The sequence below is a fragment of the Cupriavidus sp. GA3-3 genome (genome assembly GCF_000389805.1).
Classification (GTDB): domain Bacteria; phylum Pseudomonadota; class Gammaproteobacteria; order Burkholderiales; family Burkholderiaceae; genus Cupriavidus; species Cupriavidus necator_D.
Genome location: NZ_KB944506.1, coordinates 1 through 20990 on the forward strand (window position 1 = coordinate 1; position 20990 = coordinate 20990).

A 20990-nucleotide genomic window follows, 5' to 3' on the forward strand; every position below is an offset into this window, starting at 1 on the left:
CGGGCCGCATCGGCGGCACGGTGGGCGGGCTGTGGGTCAAGGCCGGACACCCGGTCCTGTTCTCGTCGCGGCACCCGGAGGCACTCAAGCCGCTGGTGGAAGAATTGGGTACGCTGGCGCGCGCCGGCACCGTGGCCGAGGCGATTGCGTTCTCTGACGTGCTGTTCCTGGCCACGCCCTACGGCGCGCTGCCGCAGCTCAGCCGCGACCATGCCGATGCCTGGCGCGGCAAGATCGTGCTCGATGCCACCAATGCCTATGAGCACCGCGATGGCCCGATCACCGAGGAGGCCAGGCGTGACGGCATCGGCATCACCACCGCGCGCTACCTGCGCGGCGCGCGCGTGGTGCGGGCCTTCAACTTCATGGGGGCGGCACAGTTTGCCAGCGAGCACCACCGGGCGGGCGGCCTGGTGGCGGTGCCCATTGCCGGCGACGACAAGGCCGCGCTCGATGTGGCCGCGCAGCTGGTGCGCGATGCGGGATTCGAACCGGTGGTGGTGGGGCCGCTGGCGAGCGCGGATCGCTTCGCACCGGGCGGGCCGCTGTTCCGGCAGGTGGGTACGGCCGAAGAGTTCCGGCGCAAGATGGGCGCCCGCTGACGCTGCGCCGGGCGCGCTGGCGCATCAGGGCCGGCGCCGCTCCATTGCCACCATCGACGGCGTAAAGCCGAGCTGGCCGAAGAATGCGGCTTCGGAGGAACGCGCCGCGCGCAGCATCCAGGTGATGTCGGGGTCGTTGCCCACGATGTGCCGCACCAGGGCGCGGCCGATGCCGCGCCGGCGGTGGCTGGGCGCGACGGCAACCATCGACAGGAAGCCGTCGCAGACGTCGTCGCACAGTGCGCGGGCAAAGCCGACGATCTCGCCGTGCTCCACCGCCACGACCACCCGTTGGGAGTTGGCCACCAGCCGTGCGAATTTCTCCGGGCCGCCCACCCGGTGGGCCCAGCCGTTGGCGATCAGTAGTTGTCTGGCTGCCTCGATGTCGTCAGGCAACAGGTTACGGATTTCCATCGGCGGCTCTCCCAGTAAAGCGTGTACGGCCCCTCGCCGCCCCCTGCCACGAGGGGCGCCGCGAGTCGAGAACGGCACGGGAACCCGTGCCGCGCAATTGGCGGAGTGTAGCGAGCGGGCGCGGGCGCGTCAATTTGGCTTCCGGCGGGGTCGGGTGCTGCTCACGCCGGCGCGCCGGCGCGGTATCATGGCCTCCATGAACGCCCCCGTCTTTTCCTCCGCACATCCGGCCGATCAGCTTGCCGAGTTCACCGACGCGGATGCGGCGATCGCGCGCATCCGCGACATCTACGAAGCTTCTGTCGGCGCCGTGCGCGCGCGCTTCGATGCCTTCGCCAGCGGCAAGCCGCTGCCCTCGGCCGCGCATGCGTGCTATCCGTACCTGGGCATCTCGGTCAATATCGAGACCATGGTCACCGACAGCCGGCCGTCATGGGGCACGGTGGCCTACCCGGGCGTGTATGGCACCACCGTGACCCGCCCCGACCTGCTGGCGGACTACTACCGCGACCAGATCGAGCGGCTGATGCGCTATCACCGCGTGCCTGTGGTGGTAGGGCTGAGCCGGCGCCCGATCCCGCTGCCGTTCGTGATCGAGGCTTCGACCACCGACATCAGCTACACCCAGGCGCGCGAGCTGGAGGCATCGTTCGTGCTGCCCGAGCTGAGCCGCATCGACGACGGCATCGCCAATGGCACCTATGAGCCGATCCCGGGCGAGGCCTGGCCGCTGTCGCTGTTCCCGGCCGAGCGCGTGGACCTGGCCCTGCAGCGGCTGTACCACTACACCGGCACGGCACCGCAGCATTTCCAGCGCTTCGTGCTGTTCACCAACTACCAGCGCTATGTCGACGAGTTTGTCGAGCTGGGCCGGGGCCTGATGGCCAGCAGCGACGGCGGCGGCTACACCCGCTTTGTCGAACCCGGCGACGTGATGCAGGAACTGGGCGGCGCGGAACCCGACGACGCCTCGCGCCCGCGCGCGCTGCCGCAGATGCCGGCCTATCACCTGGTGCGCGAAGACAAGCTGGGGGTGACGCTGGTCAATATCGGCGTGGGACCGTCCAACGCCAAGACCATGACGGACCACCTGGCCGTGCTGCGCCCGCATTGCTGGCTGATGGTGGGCCACTGCGGCGGCTTGCGCCGCTCGCAGCAGCTCGGCGACTACGTGCTGGCGCACGCCTATGTGCGCGACGACCACGTGCTCGACCACGACTTGCCGCCGTGGGTGCCGGTGCCGCCAATCGCCGAGATCCAGGTGGCCTTGCAGGAGGCCGTTGCGCGCGTGACCGGGCTGTCCGGCAACGAGATGAAGACCCGCATGCGCACCGGCACGGTGGTCTCGACCGACGACCGCAACTGGGAACTCAAGTCCAAGTCGCTGTATGCGCGCTTCAACCAGTCGCGCGCGATTGCCATCGATATGGAAAGCGCGGCGGTGGCGGCCAACGGCTTCCGGCTGCGCGTGCCCTATGGCACCTTGCTATGCGTGTCGGACAAGCCGCTGCATGGCGAGCTCAAGCTGCGCGGCATGGCCAACGCCTTCTATCGCCAGCGTGTCAGCCAGCATATGACCATCGGGCTGGAGGCGATCCGCATCCTGCGTGAGAACGGGGTGGAGCAGCTGCATTCGCGCAAGCTGCGCAGTTTCGACGAGCCGGCGTTCCGCTAGTCGCCCCGCTCCCGGCAGCCGCAAAAGGCAACTTCCGCTCAGTGGCTGATCATCCAGGGCCGCCCCCCGGGGGCCTTGGCCGCGTCCGTGCGCCCGGCCAGCCGGACCGGGCCGCAGCAGCCACACCCGGCGCCATGCGCCGACGATGACCTGGGCTCGGCCGCGCTGCGCTCATTGACCGCATGCGCCGCGCGCGCCGACCTCGCCATGCTGGCCAGCGCCGGTGCGGCCACCAGCGCGCGCGCTGCCAGCGCGCCGCATTGCGGGCAGGCCGCGGCTTCGTCGCGCCGCGACATTGGCCGCATCACCGCGAAATCGCCACAATCTTCACACCGATAGTCGTAGGTGGGCATTGCATCTCCGCCAGTGGGATCACGACAACCACCTTCCAGGCTAGGCCAGGTCGGGGGAAAGGGGCAGGTCCACGCCGCCCTGGATCATCTTCACCGGCCCGCTGGCGTTGGGCCGGATATCGAAATCGAAGATCTGCGTCGGCAGCCACAGCGTGGCGCAGGCATTGGGAATATCCACCACGCCACTGATATGCCCCTGAACCGGCGCTGTGCCGAGGATCGAATAGGCCTGGGCCCGCGAGTAGCCGAACCTGCTCAGGTATTCGATCGCGTTCAGGCATGCCTGCCGGTAGGCCACGTGCACATCCAGGTAATGTTGCTTGCCTGACTCATCGACGGAGATCCCTTCGAAGATCAGGTAGTCGTTGTAGCTCGGCGTGATCGGGCTGGGCTTGAAGATCGGATTGCGGATGCCGTACTTGGCCATGCCGCCCTTGATCAGCGACACGCGCATATGCACCCAGCCGGCCATTTCGATGGCGCCGCAGAACGTGATCTCGCCATCGCCCTGCGAGAAATGCAGGTCGCCCACGGACAGGCCCGCGCCGTCCACATAGACGGGGAAGTAGACCTTGGCACCGCGTGACAGGTCCTTGATGTCGCAGTTGCCGCCATGCTCGCGCGGCGGCACCGTGCGCGCGCCGGCCGCGGCAGCCTGGGCGCGCGCATCGCCTTGCAGCCTGCCCATGTGCGCGGTGGCGGCAAACGGCGGATTGGCCAGGGGGGGCACGCGCCCGGGATCGGTGGCGATGAAATCCATCTCGCGTTTGTTCCACGTCTCCAGCATGGCCTGGTCCGGCAGGCAGCCGATCAGCCCCGGGTGGATCAGCCCGGCAAAGCTCACGCCGGGGATATGGCGCGACGAGGTGTAGAGCCCGTGGAAGTCCCAGATCGACTTCTGCGCCTGCGGAAAGTGGTCGGTCAGGAAGCCGCCGCCGTTCTGCTTCGAAAAGAAGCCGTTGAAGCCCCACTGGCTTTCCGGCCTGGCGCCGATGTCCAGCAGATCCACCACCAGCAGGTCGCCGGGTTCGGCGCCTTCCACGCCTACTGGACCGGACAGGAAATGGACGATCGACAAATCGATGTCGCGCACATCGTCGGCCGAATCGTTGTTCTTGATGAAGCCGCCGGTCCAGTCGTAGGTTTCGAGGATAAAGTCGTCGCCCGGCTTGACCCAGCAGGCCATCGGGATGTCCGGGTGCCAGCGGTTGTGGACGTTGGGGTTCTCGTACGGCGATTCGGCCAGATCGACCTTGATCAGGGTGTCCGTCATGACGTTGCCTCCTGGGTGGAAAAGGGGGTGGGGGATCGGGGATGGGGGAGTTGAAACCGGTTCAGACCGACAGCAGTTGCCGGATGTGGTCCACATCCGTGCTGTTGCGCTGCGTCTCGTGTACGAAGCGGCCGCCTTCGATGACCAGCAGCCGGTCTGCCACGTCCAGCGCAAAGCTCAGCACCTGCTCGGAAAACACGATCGTGATGTCGCGCGTGCGGCGGATCTCGTCCAGCGCGCGGGCGATGTCCTTGATGATCGACGGCTGGATGCCTTCGGTGGGCTCGTCGAGCAGCAGCACCTTGGGATCGGCCACCAGCGCCCGCGCGATCGCCAGCTGCTGCTGCTGGCCGCCGGACAGGTTGCCGCCCTTGCGCCGGCGCATGTCGAACAGCACCGGGAACATCGCGAAGATCTCCTCGGGGATGCGCCGGCGCTTTCCCTGCGCCATGCCGGTGAGGATGTTTTCCTCGACGCTCAGGTGCGAGAAGATCATGCGCCCCTGCGGCACATAGCCCAGGCCCGCGCGCACGCGGCGATAGCTCTCGTCGCGGGCGACATCCCTGCCATCGATGTAGACCTGGCCCGAGCGCACCGGCAGCATGCCGATCATCGCCTTGAACAGCGTGGTCTTGCCCATGCCGTTGCGGCCCATGATGGCCACCGTTTCGCCCTGCGCGGCGGCAAACGAAACGCCGTGCAGTGCCTCGCTCTGGCCATAGTTCACGACCACGTTGTCGACTGTGAGCATGTGAGATTCTCCGTCGGTAGCAGGTGGCCGCGTCAATGGCCCAGGTAGACGTCGATCACGCGCGGGTCGTTCTGCACCTGGGTCATCGAACCCTCGGCCAGGATCTTTCCCTGGTGCATCACGGTGACCTTGTCGGCGATCTGCTTGACGAAGTCCATGTCGTGCTCGATGACGATCACGGCGCGGCCCTTGCTGACGCGTTTGAGCAGTTCGGCGGTCTGTTCGCGCTCGCGCACGCTCATGCCGGCAATCGGCTCGTCAAGCATCAGCAACCTGGGCTCTTGCATCAGCAGCATGCCGATCTCCAGCCACTGCTTCTGGCCATGCGACAGTTGCGCGGCCTCGTGCTCCAGCGCATCGGCCAGGCCAATCTCCGCGGCCACCTCGGCCACGCGCTGGCGGACCTCGACGGTGGCGCGAAAAGCCAGGGCGCCCAGCACGCCGCGTCCGCGCGGGAACGACACCGCCAGGTTCTGGAACACACTCAGGTTCTCGTAGATCGATGGCGTCTGGAACTTGCGGCCTACACCGGCGCGTACGATCTGGTACTCGGGCAGGCCCGTCAGCTCGCGGTTGGCAAACTTGATGCTGCCGCCGCTGGCGCGGGTCTTGCCGCACACCAGGTCCAGCAGCGTGGTCTTGCCGGCACCGTTCGGGCCGATGATCACGCGCAGCTCGTTGCGGTCGACATAGAGCGTGAGGTTGTCGATGGCCTTGAAGCCATCGAACGAGACCGTCAGATCTTCCACTGCCAGCATGAAGTCGGTATTGCTCATGGTGTCTGCCTCGCGGGTCAGGCCGTCGTGGCCGGGATGCGCTCGGCCGGCGCGGGCGGATCGTCGGCACGCCGGCGCGCCAGGTACTTGCGGTAGAGGCCGGCCAGCCCGTCAGGGAAGGCCACCACCACGCCGATGAACAGCGCCGCCATCAGGAACAGCCAGAGGTCCGGGAAACTCTCGGAGAAATAGGTCTTGCCGGCATTGACCAGCAAGGTGCCCCAGACCGCGCCCACCAGGCTCATGCGCCCGCCCACGGCCGCGAAGATCACCATTTCGATCGACGGCACGATGCCGACGAACGATGGCGACATGAAGCCGACCTGCAGCGTGAACATGGCGCCGCCGATGGCGGAAAGCGCGGCGGCCAGGCAGAACACGAACACCTTGAACATCGCCACGTCGTAGCCGGAGAAGCGCACGCGATCCTCTTTGTCGCGCATGGCCAGCAGCAGCACGCCAAGCTTGCTGCGCTGGATCCAGCGGCACAGGGCGACGGCGCCGAACAGCAGAGCCACGTTGACGAAGTAGAGATTGAGCCTGGCGCTGTCCGTGCGGATGTCCCAGCCGAGCATCGTCTTGAGGTCGGTAATGCCATTGACGCCGCCGGTATAGCCTTGCTGGCCGATGATCAGCACCGACAGGATCAGCGCCACCGCCTGGGTGATGATCGCGAAGTAGACCCCGCTGACGCGACGCCGGAACATGGCGAAGCTGACTACGAAGGCCAGCAGCACCGGGATCGCGACCACGCCGGCCATCGCGAACGGCAGGTGCCGGAACGGCTCCCACCACCACGGCAGCGCGCTCAGCTGGTTCCAGTCCATGAAGTCGGGAATGCCCGGCGTGGACTGGATCGCCGTGCTCCTGGGGTCGGATGCTTCGAGCTTCAGGAACATGGCCATGGCGTAGCCGCCGAGGCCGAAGAACACGCCTTGCCCGAGGCTCAGCACGCCGCCGTAGCCCCACAGCATGACCAGGCCCACGGCCACGAAGGCGTAGCTGAGATACTTGCCGACCAGGTTCAGGCGGAACACGTCCAGCGCCAGCGGCATGGCCACCAGCAGCACCAGCGCAAGCAGTGCGTAGCCGGCCCATTCGCCGCCGGCGCGCAGCCGCTGCAGCAGGGGCAGGATGGATTTCGAAGGGCACATCGTCGGGCTCCTTGGCAATGGTTCAGCGACGCACCGCCGGGGCGAACAGGCCTTGCGGGCGGATCATCAGGATCGTTACGATCAGCAGCAGCGTCAGCACGCGTGCCATTGACCCCGTCATGAAGAATTCCGTGATCGACTGCGTCTGCGCGATGCCGAAGGCCGACGCCACCGTGCCGGCGAGGCTGGCTGCGCCGCCGAACGTGACCACGAGGAAGGCGTCGACGAGGTAGAGCGAGCCGCTGGTCGGTCCCGTGGAGCCGATCGTCGTGAAGGCCGCGCCAGCCACGCCGGCGATGCCGCAGCCGATGGCAAACGTCAGCCGGTCGGTGCGGCGCGTGTTGATGCCGGCGGCGTTGGCCATGGCCCGGTTGGCGGTGGTGGCGCGCACGCGCAGCCCCCAGCGCGAGCGGTACAGCGCCAGCCAGACCAGCCCGGCCACGCACAGCGTCAGCGCCATCACGAACAGGCCGTTGATCGGGATATCGAGGCCGGGGGCAGGCGCCCACGAACCCATCAGCCAGTCGGGCAGCGTCGGGCTGACTTCCTTGGGGCCGAAGGTCGAACGGAATGCCTGCTGCATGCCGAGCGACAGCCCCCAGGTGGCCAGCAGCGTATCCAGCGGCCGCTTGTAGAGGTGCCGGATCAGCGCCCATTCGGCCAGCCAGCCGGCACTGAAGGCAATGGCAAACGCGGCGCAAATGGCCACGGGGAAGTAATGGGGCATCCACGCCGGCGCCAGGCGCTCGACCGTGGTGGATGCCAGGAAGATGGTGTAGGCGCCGATGGCCATGAACTCGCCATGGGCCATGTTGATGACACCCATCTGGCCGAAGATGATGGCCAGGCCCAGCGCCATCAGCAGCAGCACCGAGAACAGGCTCAGCCCGGCAAAGCCCTGCATCAGGGCAATGTTCAGCATGTCGGACAGATTCATGGAAGACGGCTCCGGCGGTCATCGGATCAGGAAGGCGCCTGCCGGCGCCGGTACGGCAAAGCGCTTACTGGTAGCCCTTCGGGAACGGGTTGGGCGGAATCAGCTGCGGAGATTCGGCCACCACCTTGAACTGGCCGTCAAGCTGCGCCAGGCCCACCCGCGTCCTGCTCCACAGGTGATGGTTGGTGTCGACCTTGACGTAGCCTTCCGGCGCGGTTTTCAGCTCGATGCCGGGCGACGCCGCCACGACCTTGTCGATATCGAAGCTGCCGGCCTTCTCGACGGCGGCCTTCCACAGCCACGGGCCCAGGTACGCGGCCTGGGTGACGTCGCCGATCACGGCCTTGCCGCCGTATCTGGCCTTGAAGGCATCGACGAACTGCTTGTTGTTGGCGTTGTTCAGCGACTGGAAGTACTTCATGGCGGCATAGAAGCCGGCGATGTTCTCGCCGCCGATGCCGAGCACTTCGTCCTCCGTGACCGAGATGGTCAGCAGGAACTGCTTGTCGGCGGTGATGCCGGCAGCCTTCAACTGCTTGTAGAAGGCCACGTTGGAGCCGCCCACCACGATCGCGTAGATGCAGTCCGGCCTGGCCACCTTGATCTTGTTGATCAGCGAGTTGAAGTTGGTATGCCCCAGCGGGTAGTATTCCTCGCCCACCACCTTCAGCTTCAGGAAGTTCTCGATATGCTTGCGCGCGATCTTGTTCGACGTGCGCGGCCAGATGTAATCGGAGCCGATCAGGAAGAAGCTTTTGGCGTTCTTCTGCTTCGCGGCCCAGTCCAGCCCCCAGATGATCTGCTGCGTGGCCTCCTGGCCCGTGTAGATCACGTTCTTGGATTGCTCAAGCCCCTCGTAGAACGTGGGGTAGTAGAGCAGGCCGTTCTCTTTCTCGAAGACCGGAAGCACCGCCTTGCGCGAGGCTGAAGTCCAGCAGCCGAACACGGCCGCGACGCGGTCATTGACGAGGAGCTTGCGCGATTTCTCGGCAAAGGTCGGCCAGTCGGAGGCGCCGTCCTCCTTGATCACCCGGACCTTGCGGCCCAGGATGCCGCCCGCCGCGTTGATCTGGTCGATGGCAAGTTGTTCGGCCTGGATCGAGCCGGTTTCCGAAATTGCCATGGTGCCCGTGGCCGAGTGCAGCTGGCCGACGGTGACTTCGGTATCGGTCACGGCCAGCCTGGTGGTATTGACCGTGGCGGTGGGCAGGCTGGCGCCATGGGCCGGCGCCGCCATGCCGGCCAGCGGCAGCGCGGGCAGGGCGGCCAGTCCCTGCATCAGGCGACGGCGCGGCAGCGAGACCGCGCCGCCGTCGGGTGTGGAAGGGGAACCGCTACTGTCTTTGTCACGCATGATCGACGCTCCTTGGAGGCGAGGTGAGATTGGCTGATCCGTCTTGGTCAAAGCACTCCTGCGGGCCGATCATGCTGCGTCGCCACACTGGCGGCCATACGTCATTCAACGTACGCGGGGGAGAGTGTGGCGGCGGCCTTCGCAACCGGCAATGGCATGTCGCCTCACGGCATGGCTCTTGCGTCAGCGCGGCATCACTCCCTGCCAGGTGCCCCCGGCCCCTTCCAACCATGTCGAGCGCCAGCCAGCCAGTCCAGCGCATCAGCAAGATCCGGCGCGACTACAACCGCTGGGTGGCCGACGAGACCCTTGAGGACTACGCCCTGCGCTTTGCACCAAAGTCGTTCCGAAAATGGAGCGCCTTCCGCGTGGCCAATACCGCTTTTGGTGCAGTTGCTTTCCTCGCGCTAGAGGCCATCGGCGCCGCCATCACGCTGAGCTACGGCTTTACCAACGCGATGTGGGCCATCGGCGCGGCAAGCCTGGTGATTTTCCTGACCGGCCTGCCGATTTCCTACTACGCGGCCCGCCACGGACTCGACATAGACTTGCTGGCGCGCGGTGCCGGCTTCGGCTACCTGGGTTCGACGATCACTTCGCTGATCTATGCGAGCTTTACCTTCATCTTCTTCGCGCTCGAGGCCGCCATCATGGCGCAGGCCTTCGAGCTGCTGTTCGGCCTGCCACGGCCTGTCGGCTACCTGTTGTCGGCCATTGTCGTCATCCCGCTGGTCACCCATGGCGTGACGCTGCTGTCGCGCATCCAGCTGTGGACGCAGCCGGTGTGGCTGGCACTGCTGGTGCTGCCCTACGCACTGATCCTCTGGCGCGAGCCGCACCGCTATGCGGAATTCCTGTCCCTGAACGGCCGGCTGGCCGATGGCGATGGCTTCTCGTGGCAGGCATTCGGGGCCGCGGCCACCGTGGCGGCTGCGCTGATCGCTCAGATCGGCGAGCAGGTGGACTTCCTGCGCTTCATGCCGCCGCTGACGCAGCGCAACCGCGTGCGCTGGTGGAGCGCGCTGATCGCGGCCGGCCCGGGCTGGATCGTGCCGGGAGCAGCGAAGATGGCAGGGGGTGCGTTCCTCGCCTTTGTGGTGCTGCAGTCGGAACTGCCGATTGCCCATGCGCTGGAGCCCACTCAGATGTACCTGGCTGGCTTTGCACACGGACTCGGCGGGAGCTGGCCGGGATGGGTCGCGGTGGTGCTGACGGGACTGTTTGTCCTCATCTCGCAGACCAAGATCAATATCACCAATGCCTATGCGGGCTCGCTGGCGTGGTCGAACGTGTTCGCGCGGCTCACGCACAGTCACCCGGGCCGTGTGGTGTGGCTGGCGTTCAATGTGCTGATCGCCGTAATGCTGATGGTGATGGGCGTGTTCGAGGCCATGGAGCAGGTACTGGCGCTTTATGCCCACCTGGCCGTTGCGTGGGTCGGCGCGATCTGTGGCGACCTCGTCATCAGCAAGCCGCTCGGGCTTTCTCCCAAGGACATCGAGTTCCGGCGCGCCTACCTGTTCGATATCAATCCGGCCGGCTTCGGCGCGATGATGCTGGCCTCGGCCTTGTCGATGCTGGTCCACCTGGGGGTGTTTGGCGACACACTGCGACCGGCGTCGGTTGGTGTGGGACTTCTGCTGGCGATCGTGTTGCCACCGTTGATCGCCATCGCCACGCACAGCCGCTATTTCGTTGCGCGCACGCCGGTCGATTTTGGCCGGCGCCACGCCGTGATCCGTTGCGCGATCTGCCGCAATCCGTTCGAGAAGGAGGACGTGGCAGCCTGCCCGGCCTATCGCGGCCCGATCTGCTCGCTCTGCTGCACGCTCGACGCGCGCTGCGGCGACCGGTGTAAACCGGGCGCCAGCGCACAGGAACAGATCGCCACTGCGCTCACGCGCGTGCTGCCGGCCGGCACGCCACCAGTCATGGCCCGCCGGATCGGCAAGTTCGGCCTGATGCTGGCGGGGATGGTGTTTGCCTTCGGCACCTTGCTGTGGCTGCTCTATACGCAGGAGCAACTGTCCGGCCCGGTGGTGCTGGCTGCCGCGCCCCGTGCCAGCCTGTTCCTGAAGATCGGCGCCGGCCTGATGCTGTTTGCTGCCGTGGCCGCGTGGTGGCTGGTGCTGGCCAATGAGAGCCGGGCGGTGGCGCAGGAAGAGTCGGAGCGCCAGAACCAGTTGCTGCAGAAGGAAATCGACGCCCACCGCCGTACCGATGCGCTGCTGCAAAGCGCCAAGGAAGTCGCCGAGCAGGCCAACCTGGCCAAGAGCCGCTTCATCACCGGCATGAGCCATGAGATGCGCGCGGGCCTCAATTCGATCCTTGGCTACTCGCAGTTGCTGCTGCGCACGCCGGCGCTGCCCGCCGCATGCCGCGAGGACGTGCGGACCATCGGCCGCGCCGGCGAGCACCTGTCGAGCCTTGTCGACGGCCTGCTGGAGCTGTCGCGCATCGAGGCGGGCAAGCTGCGGCTGGAACAGGATGCGGTGGCGCTGGAAGACCTGCTGGACGAACTCGTCCGCATGTTCCGGCCACTGGCAGCGGCGCGCGGGCTGGCGTTCCACTATCGCGTGACCGGCAAGCTGCCGGCGCATGTGCATGGCGACGCCAAGCGCTTGCGCCAGATCATCATCAACCTTGTCACCAATGCCATCAAATTTACGGACCACGGCGACGTGTCGCTGACCGTGCGCCACCAGCGCGAACTGGCAATGATCACGGTCAGCGATACGGGTCCTGGCATTGCCGCGGAAGACCAGGCGCGCATCTTCGATCCGTTTGAACGCGCCACGCCGCATGACGATCGCGAAGGCATCGGCCTGGGCCTGGCCATTGTGCGCCTGCTGGCAGACCTGATGGGTGGAGACATCCGCGTGCGCAGCGCACCGGGCCAAGGCAGCGAGTTCTCCGTGCGGCTCTATCTCCCGACCGTGGCCGCGGCGGTGACGTGCCCGCAGCGGGCGCCCGCGCCGCCAATGCCGGCGGGAGCGCGCGTGCTGATCGTCGACGACCGCAGGGCCCATCGGGCGGTGCTGCGCGGCTTCCTGGCGCCGCACGGGCTGGCCGTGCATGAGGCGGGGGATGGCGCCGGCGTGCTCCCGGCGCTGTGCCAGTGGCGTCCGCACCTGGTGCTGCTCGACCTGAACCTGCCCGATGCATCGGGTTGGGACCTGTGCCGCCAGATCCGCGCCGAAGCCAATGCGCCGCAAGTGGTGATCGTCTCCGCCAACGCGCACGAAAACACGGAAGAAGCGCGCGCGCTGCACGGCTATCTGGGATTCGTCAGCAAGCCGGTGCGTGAGCGCGATCTGGTCGAGATGGTCCGACGCGCGCTGACGCAGCCGCAGCCTGCGCTCACCCCGGCGCCGGACCTGTTGCGTGAGCTGCTGCAACTGGGCGCCACCGGCCGGCTGCGCGCGCTGGAGGCCCAGCTTTCAGAACTGGCGGAAGGCGGCGGCGCCGTGGCCACGTGGGCACTGCAGATGCTGGCGCTCGCGCGGACCGATGGCACTGCCCTGACCGCATCACTTGGCGAGGCGCTCCATGCATCCCGAACCTGACACCTTTCGCCCGTTGCCGACGATCGAGACCCGCGTACTGGTGGTCGACGACGATGCCGACGCGTGCGGCTTCCTGACGCGCGCGCTGGGTGGCGAAGCCATGCTGGTCCACACCGCCGCGAACGGCAACGCGGCACTGGATGCGCTGACGTCCTTCGCGCCGGATGCGGTGCTGCTGGACGTGGACATGCCGGGCATGGACGGCTTTGCCGCCTGCACGGCGCTGCTGGACCGCCACGCGGACCTGCCGGTGATCTTCATGACCGGACTTGGCGATACCGGTCATATCGTGCGCGGTTTCGAAGTCGGCGCATGCGACTACGTGACCAAACCGGTGGCGATTGCCGAGGTGGTGGCGCGCGTGCGGTCTCATGCGGGCAAGGCACGGCTGGCGCGCAGCGCACGGGAGGCCGTATTCGGCAGCACGGTGCCGATGCTCGCGGCCGGCATCGACGGCCGGCTCCTGTGGATAAACGGCAGCGCGTCAGCCTTGCTGCAGGCCCAGGGATGGCCGGTAGCGATTGCCGGCGCGGTACTGCCTCCCGCGCTGCGCGACGCGGTGTTCCGCCTCTGCAGCGAAGCGGAAACTGGCGCTGATAGTCTTCACCTGCGCCGGTTGACAGGCGAGGCGGGCGACGTGGTCGTGGTGGAACTGTCGTGCAGCGGTCTGGCCCCGGCCGGCCCGGCCCTGACACTGCGCGAGGCCGAGGTGATGGCCTGGGTGGCGCGCGGCAAGACCAATCGCGATATCGCCGACATCCTCGGCATGAGCCCGCGCACGGTGAACAAGCACCTGGAACACATCTACGAGAAGCTCGGCGTGGAAACGCGAACGGCGGCAGTCGCCGCCACCCGGCGCAACTTGAGGACGGCGTGACGTGCCGTGCGCCAATGCAAGAAGGGCCGGCGTTGCCGGCCCTTCTTGCCAGTCGGATCCCGATCAGAAGCGGTAACCCACCCCCATGCTGAACAGCCACGGATCCAGGTTCACCTTGGATACCTTGACATCCCCCGCCTTCACATCGCTCGACAGCCAGATCTTCTTGATGTCGGCGTTGAGAAACCAGTTTTTGGTCAGCTTGTAGTCCATGCCGATCTGCAGCGCGGGACCGACGCTCCAGCTATCGAGCTGCAGCGAGTTGTTGGCGATGTCCGCGCCCCAGATGCGGGTGAAGTTCAGGCCCGCGCCGATATACGGGCGGAAGGTGCCGTTGGGGATGAAGTGGTACTGCACCAGCAGCGTCGGCGGCAGATGCTTGAAGGTGCCGACCTTGTTGCCGTCCAGGTAGACGTCCTGCTTCTGCGGCACTGTCAGCACCAGTTCGGCGGCGATGTTCGGCGTGAAGAAGTAGGTGACGTCGAACTCGGGAATCCACTTGTTGTTGACCGTGATGCGGTCCGACGGGCCGACGCCGCCGACGGGGTCGGAGCTGTTGGCCATGTCGAGATAGGTGCCGCGCAGGCGCACCATCCAGTTGCCCTGGGCATCGTCCGCGGCGGCGGCAGGGGTGGCGAAGGCGCCGAGCATGGCGCAGGCGGCGATGGCGGAACAGGTGACCCGGGTGCGGAGAGAGAGTGTTTTCATGAGGTTCTGCTTGGTCTGGTATCAAATCCGGACCCAGTTTGGCCGAGCAGGCCGGGTTGGGCTTTGACCCAAGACAAGTAGAAGGGAACGTGGGCTGGCTGCGTCGCGCAGGCGCTACAGCGAGGAAGGCGCCGTGGTGTGCCAGCTGCGCCGACGCTTCTAAACACATGCGGAATTATTCGTGGCGCGGTGCGATGCTGCCCCTTACGCTGTGCGAAAGATCCGAGCACGCATGCAGCGTGTGCGGATCGGCACCGAGCATGTCGTGGGCGTCCGCAAGGGCGTCTTTCCGGGTGTGCCCCGTGGGGGCGGGGCACACCGGTTTTCTTGCGGCGGCTTGCGGTGTCAGGCGTCGGCGGCCTCGGCGGACTGCGGGGCCTGCGCCGCGCCAAAGCCGGCCTGCAGGTGCCGGTTCACGCCCGAGATCACCGCGCGCAGCGATGCCGTGACCAGGTTGGCGTCGATGCCGGCGCCGAACCCCGTCGGCGAATCGCCCACGCGCACTTCCACGTAGCAGGCCGCGCGTGCATCCGCGCCGGCGCTCATCGCATGCTCGTGGTAATCCATCACGCGTACCGGCAAGTCCAGCGCATTGACGAAGGCATCGATGGGCCCGTTGCCGGTGCCGCGCACGCTGCACGGCTTGCCGTCGCGCACCATCTGCACTTCTATCTCCGTGGCGCCACCGCTGTCAGATACCAGCTGGTGCGATACATAGCGCAGCGGTGTCTGCTGCGCGAGGTACTCGCGCTGGAACAAATCATGAAGATCATCGGCACTCGCCTCGAGCCCGGTGTCGTCGGTCATGGCCTGCACCGCGCGGCTGAATTCGATCTGCAGGCGGCGCGGCATGTAGATGCCATGCACCTGCTCCAGCAGGTAGGCCATGCCGCCCTTGCCGGACTGGCTGTTGACGCGGATCACCGCGTCATAGCTGCGGCCCAGGTCGGCCGGGTCGATCGGCAGGTAGGGCACTTCCCAGATGCCGTCCGGCTGCTGCTGTGCAAAGCCCTTGCGGATCGCATCCTGGTGCGAGCCCGAGAACGCGGTGAATACCAGGTCGCCCACATACGGGTGGCGCGGATGCACCGGCAGCTGGTTGCAGTGCTCAACGCACTGGCGCACCGCGTCGATATCGGAGAAGTCCAGCCCGGGTGCCACGCCCTGCGTATAGAGGTTGAGCGCCAGCGTCACCAGGTCGACATTGCCGGTGCGCTCGCCGTTGCCGAACAGGCAGCCTTCGACGCGGTCCGCGCCCGCCATCAGCGCCAGCTCCGCGGCGGCCACCGCGGTGCCGCGGTCGTTGTGCGGGTGCACTGACAGCGCGATGTGTTCGCGCCGTGCCAGGCGGCGGTGCATCCATTCGACCTGGTCGGCGAACACGTTGGGCGTGCTGCATTCGACCGTGGTCGGCAGGTTCAGGATCATGGGCCGGTCCGGGCCGGCCTGCCAGGCGGCAGAGACGGCGTCGCTGACTTCCAGCGAGAAGTCGAGCTCGGCCAGGCTGAAAGTCTCGGGCGAATATTCATAGGCCCATGCCGTGCCAGGCATGGCATCGGTCAGCGACCTGATCAGGCGCGTGCCCGAGACCGCGACCTCCTTGATCTCTTCACGCGAGGCATTGAAGACGATGCGCCGCCAGGCTGGCGCGATCGGGTTGTACAGGTGCACCGTGGCCCGCGCTGCGCCGCGCACGGACTCGACGGTGCGGCGGATCAGGTCTTCGCGCGATTGCGTCAGCACCACGATGTTGACGTCGTCGGGGATGCGCTGCTCCTCGATCAGCATGCGCACGAAGTCGAAATCGGTCTGCGAGGCGGCGGGGAACGCCACTTCGATTTCCTTCAGGCCGATTTTCACCAGCTGCTCGAAGAAGCGCAGCTTGCGCGCCGGGTTCATCGGCTCGATCAGGGCCTGGTTGCCGTCGCGCAGGTCGGTGCTCATCCAGCGCGGTGCGCGCGTGATGGTGCGGGCGGGCCAGGTGCGGTCAGGGATGTCGACGGTGGCGGCGGGGTGGTACTTGGTGGCGGGATTGCTGAGCATACGGGGTCTCCTTCCTCGCTAAGGGAAGTAAAGGAAAAACGGAAGAAACGGTGGCGAAAGGCTGCCGAACTGCCACGGGGCACTAGGCCCGGCAACCGGTCGATAGGCTTAGCAGTAGCGAGGAAGCGCGCAGGGCGCGGCCCGATGCCAGGGCAGCCAGCACGCGCGCGCGGGCAGCGATGCGGGACGCATCGGCAGCCTGGCTGAGTGTGCTGGTGTAACGGTTCATCGTGCCTGGAGGAGGAGGGCCGGGGCCGCTCGTGGTTGGTGCGCATCCGGCAGGAGCCGGATGACTGGCAAAGGTTAGTCGACAAGGCCGGCCCCGGTCAAGCGTGGGGGAGCGCCGGGTGCGAACGTGGCCCGATCGGGGGACTGCCATGCGCGGGTTGCGCCAAACGGCTGGGGCCAGGTTGCGGCCGGGACCCTGCCGGTCATGTTTGCCTCGCCCGAACGGCGGTGCCGCTGCGCTGAAAGGATGAATCACGCGCATGCTCTGTGCGCTGCGCCTCAGTCCTCTGGCCGGTATTGCGCTGGCACCTTTGTGCCTAGGCTGGTAGCGCGGGAAAAAACACATGACTGGGGGGAACATCATGAGACTGAGAACGTGGGCATCCTGGCTGGCGGGCGCTGCCATGACCATGCTGCTGGCAGCGTGCGGTGGCGGCGGTGGTTCGAGCACGCCCGCTACGCCAAACGCAGGCGGTTCCACGCCGCTGACCTATACGGTGAAGATGAGCGTGACCTCGGGCGAGGTCGGCGTCGGCCGCACGATCACCATCAGCGCGCTGGCAGTGGACAGCAACGGCATCGACGTCTCCGGCAACACCACCTTCAACTGGACCAGTACCGACAGCGGCATTGCCACCGTGGAGCCGAGTGCCACCACGCCGGGCAGCGCCGTGGTCAAGGGCATTGCAACCGGGACGACCACCGTCCAGGTGGTGGCGAGCGTCAAGGGCGCCGACAACACTACGGTGCAGCTGCCCGCGCAATCCGCCACCATCACCGTGGTGCCGGCCTCGGCGCTCAGCTACAGCCTGGCGATCCCGAACAGCAGCCTGTCGATGAGCGACGGGCAGGAGCTGCCGGTCAAGGTATCGCTGGTCGACAGCAACGGCGCCGATGTGTCCGCCAGCGTCAACAGCTGGGCATGGTCCAGCAGCGGCTCCGCGGTCCAGGTCACTGCCAGCCAGAACAGCGCCACGCTGAAGGCGAGCAACAGCTCACCCACTGCCGTGGCCACGGCCAGTGTCTCGGTATCGGTGACCGCACCGGACGGGCATGCCATTGCCGGGCTGATCGCGGTGACAGTGCAGAAGAACGGCGCCGCCGCCTATCGCGTGGTGACGACCAAGGGCGGCCGCGAGGTGAATGCGCTGCAGGTCTTCAGCAACCGTCCGGAAACCTTCACCTCGCGTGTGCTGCGTCACGATGGCCAGGACGTGACCGCGGAGTTCGACGGCGCCTGGACCTACACGGCGACCTCGGCCACGCTGTCCGCATCGGAAGCGGCGGGTACGCATGACGCCACGGTCAGCACCAGCCTGGCCAACGACAAGGGTCCGGTCCAGAGCAGCCTGACGGTGACGGCTGTCAGCACCAGGCTCGGCGAACGCCGCAGCGCCACGCTGACGGTGACCGAGAACCCGGTCTGGGCGCTGGTTGGCGACAACCAGGATCCGATGACGCTGCTGCTGATGCCGCCGATGAGTATCCCGGTGACCGCGCGCATGAAGCACCTTGGCGACGATGCGCAGTACACCGCGTGCATCAACTGGGCGTGGACCAGCACCGGCCCGGTGGAGTTGTCGCCTGGCGTCGCGGATCATCAGAAGAACGTCACTGGCACAGCGCAGGGCGACTTCACTCTTACCGTGACCTGTAATGCCGTCGCCGACAATACGCCGCTGAAGCTGGTCTTCTACGGTACGGTCAAGTAAGCAGCAGGTTCCCGCGCCTGGCGAAACGCCCTCCATCCGGAGGGCGTTTCGCTTTGTGGGCAAATTGCAGGCTGCCGGCAAAGCGTACCCGTTTCTGCGTGACCGGCGCCAAGCGTTTCAGGTGCTGCCGGGGCAGGCCAGCATAGGCGTCGGGACAAGGCTGAGCCTGCCTTTGCGGGACGTCCCCTATATGCGCACCAGGCAAGCCAGTGCGCAAAGCGTACCCGTTTCTGCGTGCGAAAGTGCCAGCCCTTCCAGGCACGTTTTATCGCCGCTGGACAGCCTGCAGGCGAGCGCAAAGCGCTGCCTCCGCGCCGGGCGGAAGCAGCGGGCGTACCCGTTTCTGCGTGGATCTGTGGAGGAGGAAATCGCGCCGTTCAGCGCTTGGGCACGAAGCGAATCACCTGTTCGGCAGGCTTGTCCTGCGTGCCGGAGGTGGTGCCGGCGGTGTTGGATCCGCAGGTATTGCAGCCGCCGTCGTCGCAGCCGCTGGCGCAGCCCGCTGCGGCTTTCGGGGCCAGCCAGCGCACCAGCCGGGCACGCCAGCCGGTGGCGGCGCCGCCGCCCAGGCGCGCGGCCAGCGCCGCCTTGACGCGCTCGCGCGTGCGCGGCGCGTAGCGCGCGATCACCGACACCGCGCATGCCAGCACGATCAGCGGGACCAGCAGCGTTTCGATGGCGTGGTAGAGGGTCATGGCGGCGCGGTGCCTCAGCTGAACATCAGCGCGACGCGGTAGGTCACGAAGGCCGCCAGGTAGGCCAGCCCGGTCAGGTAGGCCGCCGACAGCGCCATCACCTTCCACGAGTCGGTCTCGCGCCGGATCACTGCCAGCGTGGAGATGCACTGCGGTGCGAACACGTACCAGGCCAGCAGCGACAGCGCGGTGGCCAGCGACCATTGCGCGGCGATCATCGGCGCCAGCTGCGTGGCCACGGTCTCTTCGCTGCCCGACAGCGCATAGACGGTAGCCAGCGCGCCCACGGCCACTTCGCGCGCGGCCAGGCCCGGCACCAGCGCAATGCAGATCTGCCAGTTGAAGCCCACCGGTGCGAACACCTTCTGCAGCGCATGGCCGATCATGCCGGCAAAGCTGTAGTCGATGGCCGGCGCGGTCGCGCCCACGGGCGCGGACGGGAAGGTCGACAGGAACCACAGCAGCACCGTCAGCGCCAGGATCACCTTGCCCACCCGCGACAGGAAGATGCGGGCACGCTCCCACAGGCCGATGGCCACATCGCGCGGATTGGGGATGCGGTACGACGGCAGCTCCATCAGCAGCGGATGGTCGGTGCGGTCGCGGCGGAAGAACTTGAGCGCGTAGGCCACCACCAGCGCGCTGACGATGCCGGCCACGTACAGCGCGAACAGCACCAGCCCCTGCAGGTTGAACAGGCCCATCACGGTGCGCTCGGGGATGAAGGCGCCGATCAGCAGCGCATACACCGGCAGCCGTGCCGAGCAGGTCATCAGCGGCGCCACCAGGATGGTGGTGAGCCGGTCGCGCGGGTCCTGGATGGTGCGCGTGGCCATGATGCCGGGGATGGCGCAGGCAAAGCTGGACAGCAACGGGATAAACGAGCGCCCCGACAGCCCCGCGCCCATCATCAGGCGGTCCAGCAGGAAGGCCGCGCGCGGCAGGTAGCCGGATTCCTCCAGCGTCAGGATGAACAGAAACAGGATCAGGATCTGCGGCAGGAACACCACCACGCTGCCCAGGCCTGCGACCAGGCCGTCGACCAGCAGGCTCTTGAGCATGCCGTCGGGCAGGTAGGCGCCCAGCATCTCGCCGACCCAGTGCACACCGCCCTCGATGCCGTCCATCAACGGCTCGGCCCACGAGAACACCGCCTGGAACATCAGGAACAGCAGCAGCGCCAGCAGCAGCAGGCCGATCACCGGATGCAGCACGATGCGGTCGAGGCGGTCATCCAGCGCGGCGGTGCGCGCCGGCATGCTGACCGCGGCCGCCAGCAGGCGGTTGACCTCGGCATGCACGTCAATGTCGTTGGCGGGTTCCGGCGTGACCGGCGGGGCCGGCGGCAGGGTGTCGTCAAGCAGGCTGACCAGTGTCGCGGCGCCGTCGCGCTTCACCGCCACGGTGCTGACCACCGGCACGCCCAGCGCGGCCGACAGCTTGTCGCGATCGATCTGGATGCCGCGCCGCGCGGCGGCGTCGCTCATATTGAGCACGACCACCATGGGCAGGCCCAGGCGGCGCAGTTCCAGCACGAAGCGCAGGTGCAGGCGCAGGTTGGTCGCATCGACCACCGACACCAGCAGGTCCGGGCGCTGCTCGCCGGCACGCCTGCCCAGGCAGACATCGCGCGTGATGGCTTCATCGAGGCTGGCCGCGTGCAGGCTGTAGGCGCCCGGCAGGTCCAGGATGCGCACCTGGCGCCCGGCCGGCGACACGAAGTAGCCTTCCTTGCGCTCGACGGTCACGCCCGCATAGTTGGCCACCTTCTGGCGGCTGCCGGTCAGGCGGTTGAACAGTGCGGTCTTGCCGCAATTGGGATTGCCGACCAGCGCAATGCGCAGGGCGGAAGTGGAAGGAGCTGCAGACATA

At 67.0% G+C, this 20990-nt stretch carries 17 protein-coding genes; 5 read left to right on the forward strand and 12 right to left on the reverse strand.

All coding sequences use genetic code 11. The annotated features are described in order from the left end of the window. On the forward strand, positions 1–602 hold a 602-nt coding region (locus C265_RS30515; protein WP_010814085.1), incomplete at its 5' end, for an NADPH-dependent F420 reductase. Between the two features lie 24 nt (positions 603–626). On the opposite strand, the gene C265_RS30520 is transcribed toward C265_RS30515, so the two are convergent. After that, positions 627–1016, reverse strand: a complete 390-nt coding sequence (locus C265_RS30520; RefSeq protein ID WP_010814084.1) for a GNAT family N-acetyltransferase — start codon at positions 1014–1016, stop codon at positions 627–629. 187 nt (positions 1017–1203) lie between these two features. On the opposite strand from C265_RS30520, the gene C265_RS30525 reads away from it, so the two are divergent. Next, a complete protein-coding gene (locus tag C265_RS30525) occupies positions 1204–2691 on the forward strand; it encodes an AMP nucleosidase (RefSeq protein ID WP_011616336.1) in 1488 nt (495 codons plus the stop codon). Between the two features lie 38 nt (positions 2692–2729). Here C265_RS30525 and C265_RS30530 read toward each other — a convergent pair whose 3' ends face one another. The 7 genes from C265_RS30530 to urtA form a co-directional block, all read right to left on the reverse strand. Then, the gene (locus C265_RS30530; protein ID WP_010814082.1) at positions 2730–3044 is read right to left on the reverse strand and encodes a zinc ribbon domain-containing protein; all 315 of its coding nucleotides are present in this window, start codon (positions 3042–3044) and stop codon (positions 2730–2732) included. A 40-nt stretch (positions 3045–3084) separates the two neighbouring features. Then, on the reverse strand, positions 3085–4317 hold the full coding sequence (gene fmdA / locus C265_RS30535) for a formamidase (RefSeq protein WP_010814081.1): 1233 nt from the start codon (positions 4315–4317) through the stop codon (positions 3085–3087). A 61-nt stretch (positions 4318–4378) separates the two neighbouring features. Then, positions 4379–5068 (reverse strand): urea ABC transporter ATP-binding subunit UrtE, encoded by a 690-nt coding sequence (urtE, locus tag C265_RS30540; RefSeq protein ID WP_010814080.1) that lies wholly within the window; start codon positions 5066–5068, stop codon positions 4379–4381. A 32-nt stretch (positions 5069–5100) separates the two neighbouring features. Continuing rightward, positions 5101–5844, reverse strand: coding sequence for an urea ABC transporter ATP-binding protein UrtD (gene urtD / locus C265_RS30545; RefSeq protein WP_010814079.1), 744 nt, complete (start codon positions 5842–5844; stop codon positions 5101–5103). A 17-nt stretch (positions 5845–5861) separates the two neighbouring features. Continuing rightward, positions 5862–6998, reverse strand: coding sequence for an urea ABC transporter permease subunit UrtC (urtC, locus tag C265_RS30550; RefSeq protein WP_010814078.1), 1137 nt, complete (start codon positions 6996–6998; stop codon positions 5862–5864). Between the two features lie 22 nt (positions 6999–7020). After that, positions 7021–7935, reverse strand: coding sequence for an urea ABC transporter permease subunit UrtB (gene urtB, locus C265_RS30555; protein ID WP_010814077.1), 915 nt, complete (start codon positions 7933–7935; stop codon positions 7021–7023). Positions 7936–7999: 64 nt separating this feature from the next. Next, complete coding sequence (gene urtA / locus C265_RS30560) at positions 8000–9289, reverse strand: urea ABC transporter substrate-binding protein (protein ID WP_010814076.1); 1290 nt, start codon at positions 9287–9289, stop codon at positions 8000–8002. Positions 9290–9519: 230 nt separating this feature from the next. Between urtA and C265_RS30565 the strand changes: the two genes are divergently transcribed. Beyond that, positions 9520–12855, forward strand: coding sequence for a hybrid sensor histidine kinase/response regulator (locus C265_RS30565; protein WP_010814075.1), 3336 nt, complete (start codon positions 9520–9522; stop codon positions 12853–12855). Beyond that, positions 12839–13732, forward strand: a complete 894-nt coding sequence (locus tag C265_RS30570) for a response regulator transcription factor (protein WP_010814074.1) — start codon at positions 12839–12841, stop codon at positions 13730–13732. The genes C265_RS30565 and C265_RS30570 overlap by 17 nt, the downstream gene beginning before the upstream one ends. Before the next feature lie 63 nt (positions 13733–13795). Here C265_RS30570 and C265_RS30575 read toward each other — a convergent pair whose 3' ends face one another. Both C265_RS30575 and leuA read right to left on the reverse strand, forming a co-directional pair. Next, positions 13796–14440: an OmpW family protein gene (locus tag C265_RS30575; protein ID WP_011616341.1), complete on the reverse strand. Its 645-nt coding sequence runs from the start codon at positions 14438–14440 to the stop codon at positions 13796–13798. A gap of 345 nt (positions 14441–14785) precedes the next feature. Further along, positions 14786–16483: a 2-isopropylmalate synthase gene (leuA, locus tag C265_RS30580; RefSeq protein WP_010814072.1), complete on the reverse strand. Its 1698-nt coding sequence runs from the start codon at positions 16481–16483 to the stop codon at positions 14786–14788. A gap of 590 nt (positions 16484–17073) precedes the next feature. Here leuA and C265_RS30585 point away from each other — a divergent pair. After that, entirely contained in the window at positions 17074–18423 is a 1350-nt protein-coding gene (locus C265_RS30585; RefSeq protein WP_246840269.1) for a hypothetical protein, read from the forward strand. A gap of 377 nt (positions 18424–18800) precedes the next feature. On the opposite strand, the gene C265_RS30590 is transcribed toward C265_RS30585, so the two are convergent. Both C265_RS30590 and feoB read right to left on the reverse strand, forming a co-directional pair. Further along, positions 18801–19118, reverse strand: coding sequence for a DUF6587 family protein (locus C265_RS30590; protein ID WP_010814070.1), 318 nt, complete (start codon positions 19116–19118; stop codon positions 18801–18803). A gap of 14 nt (positions 19119–19132) precedes the next feature. Beyond that, positions 19133–20989: a ferrous iron transport protein B gene (gene feoB, locus C265_RS30595; protein ID WP_010814069.1), complete on the reverse strand. Its 1857-nt coding sequence runs from the start codon at positions 20987–20989 to the stop codon at positions 19133–19135. Position 20990: the final 1 nt, after the last annotated feature.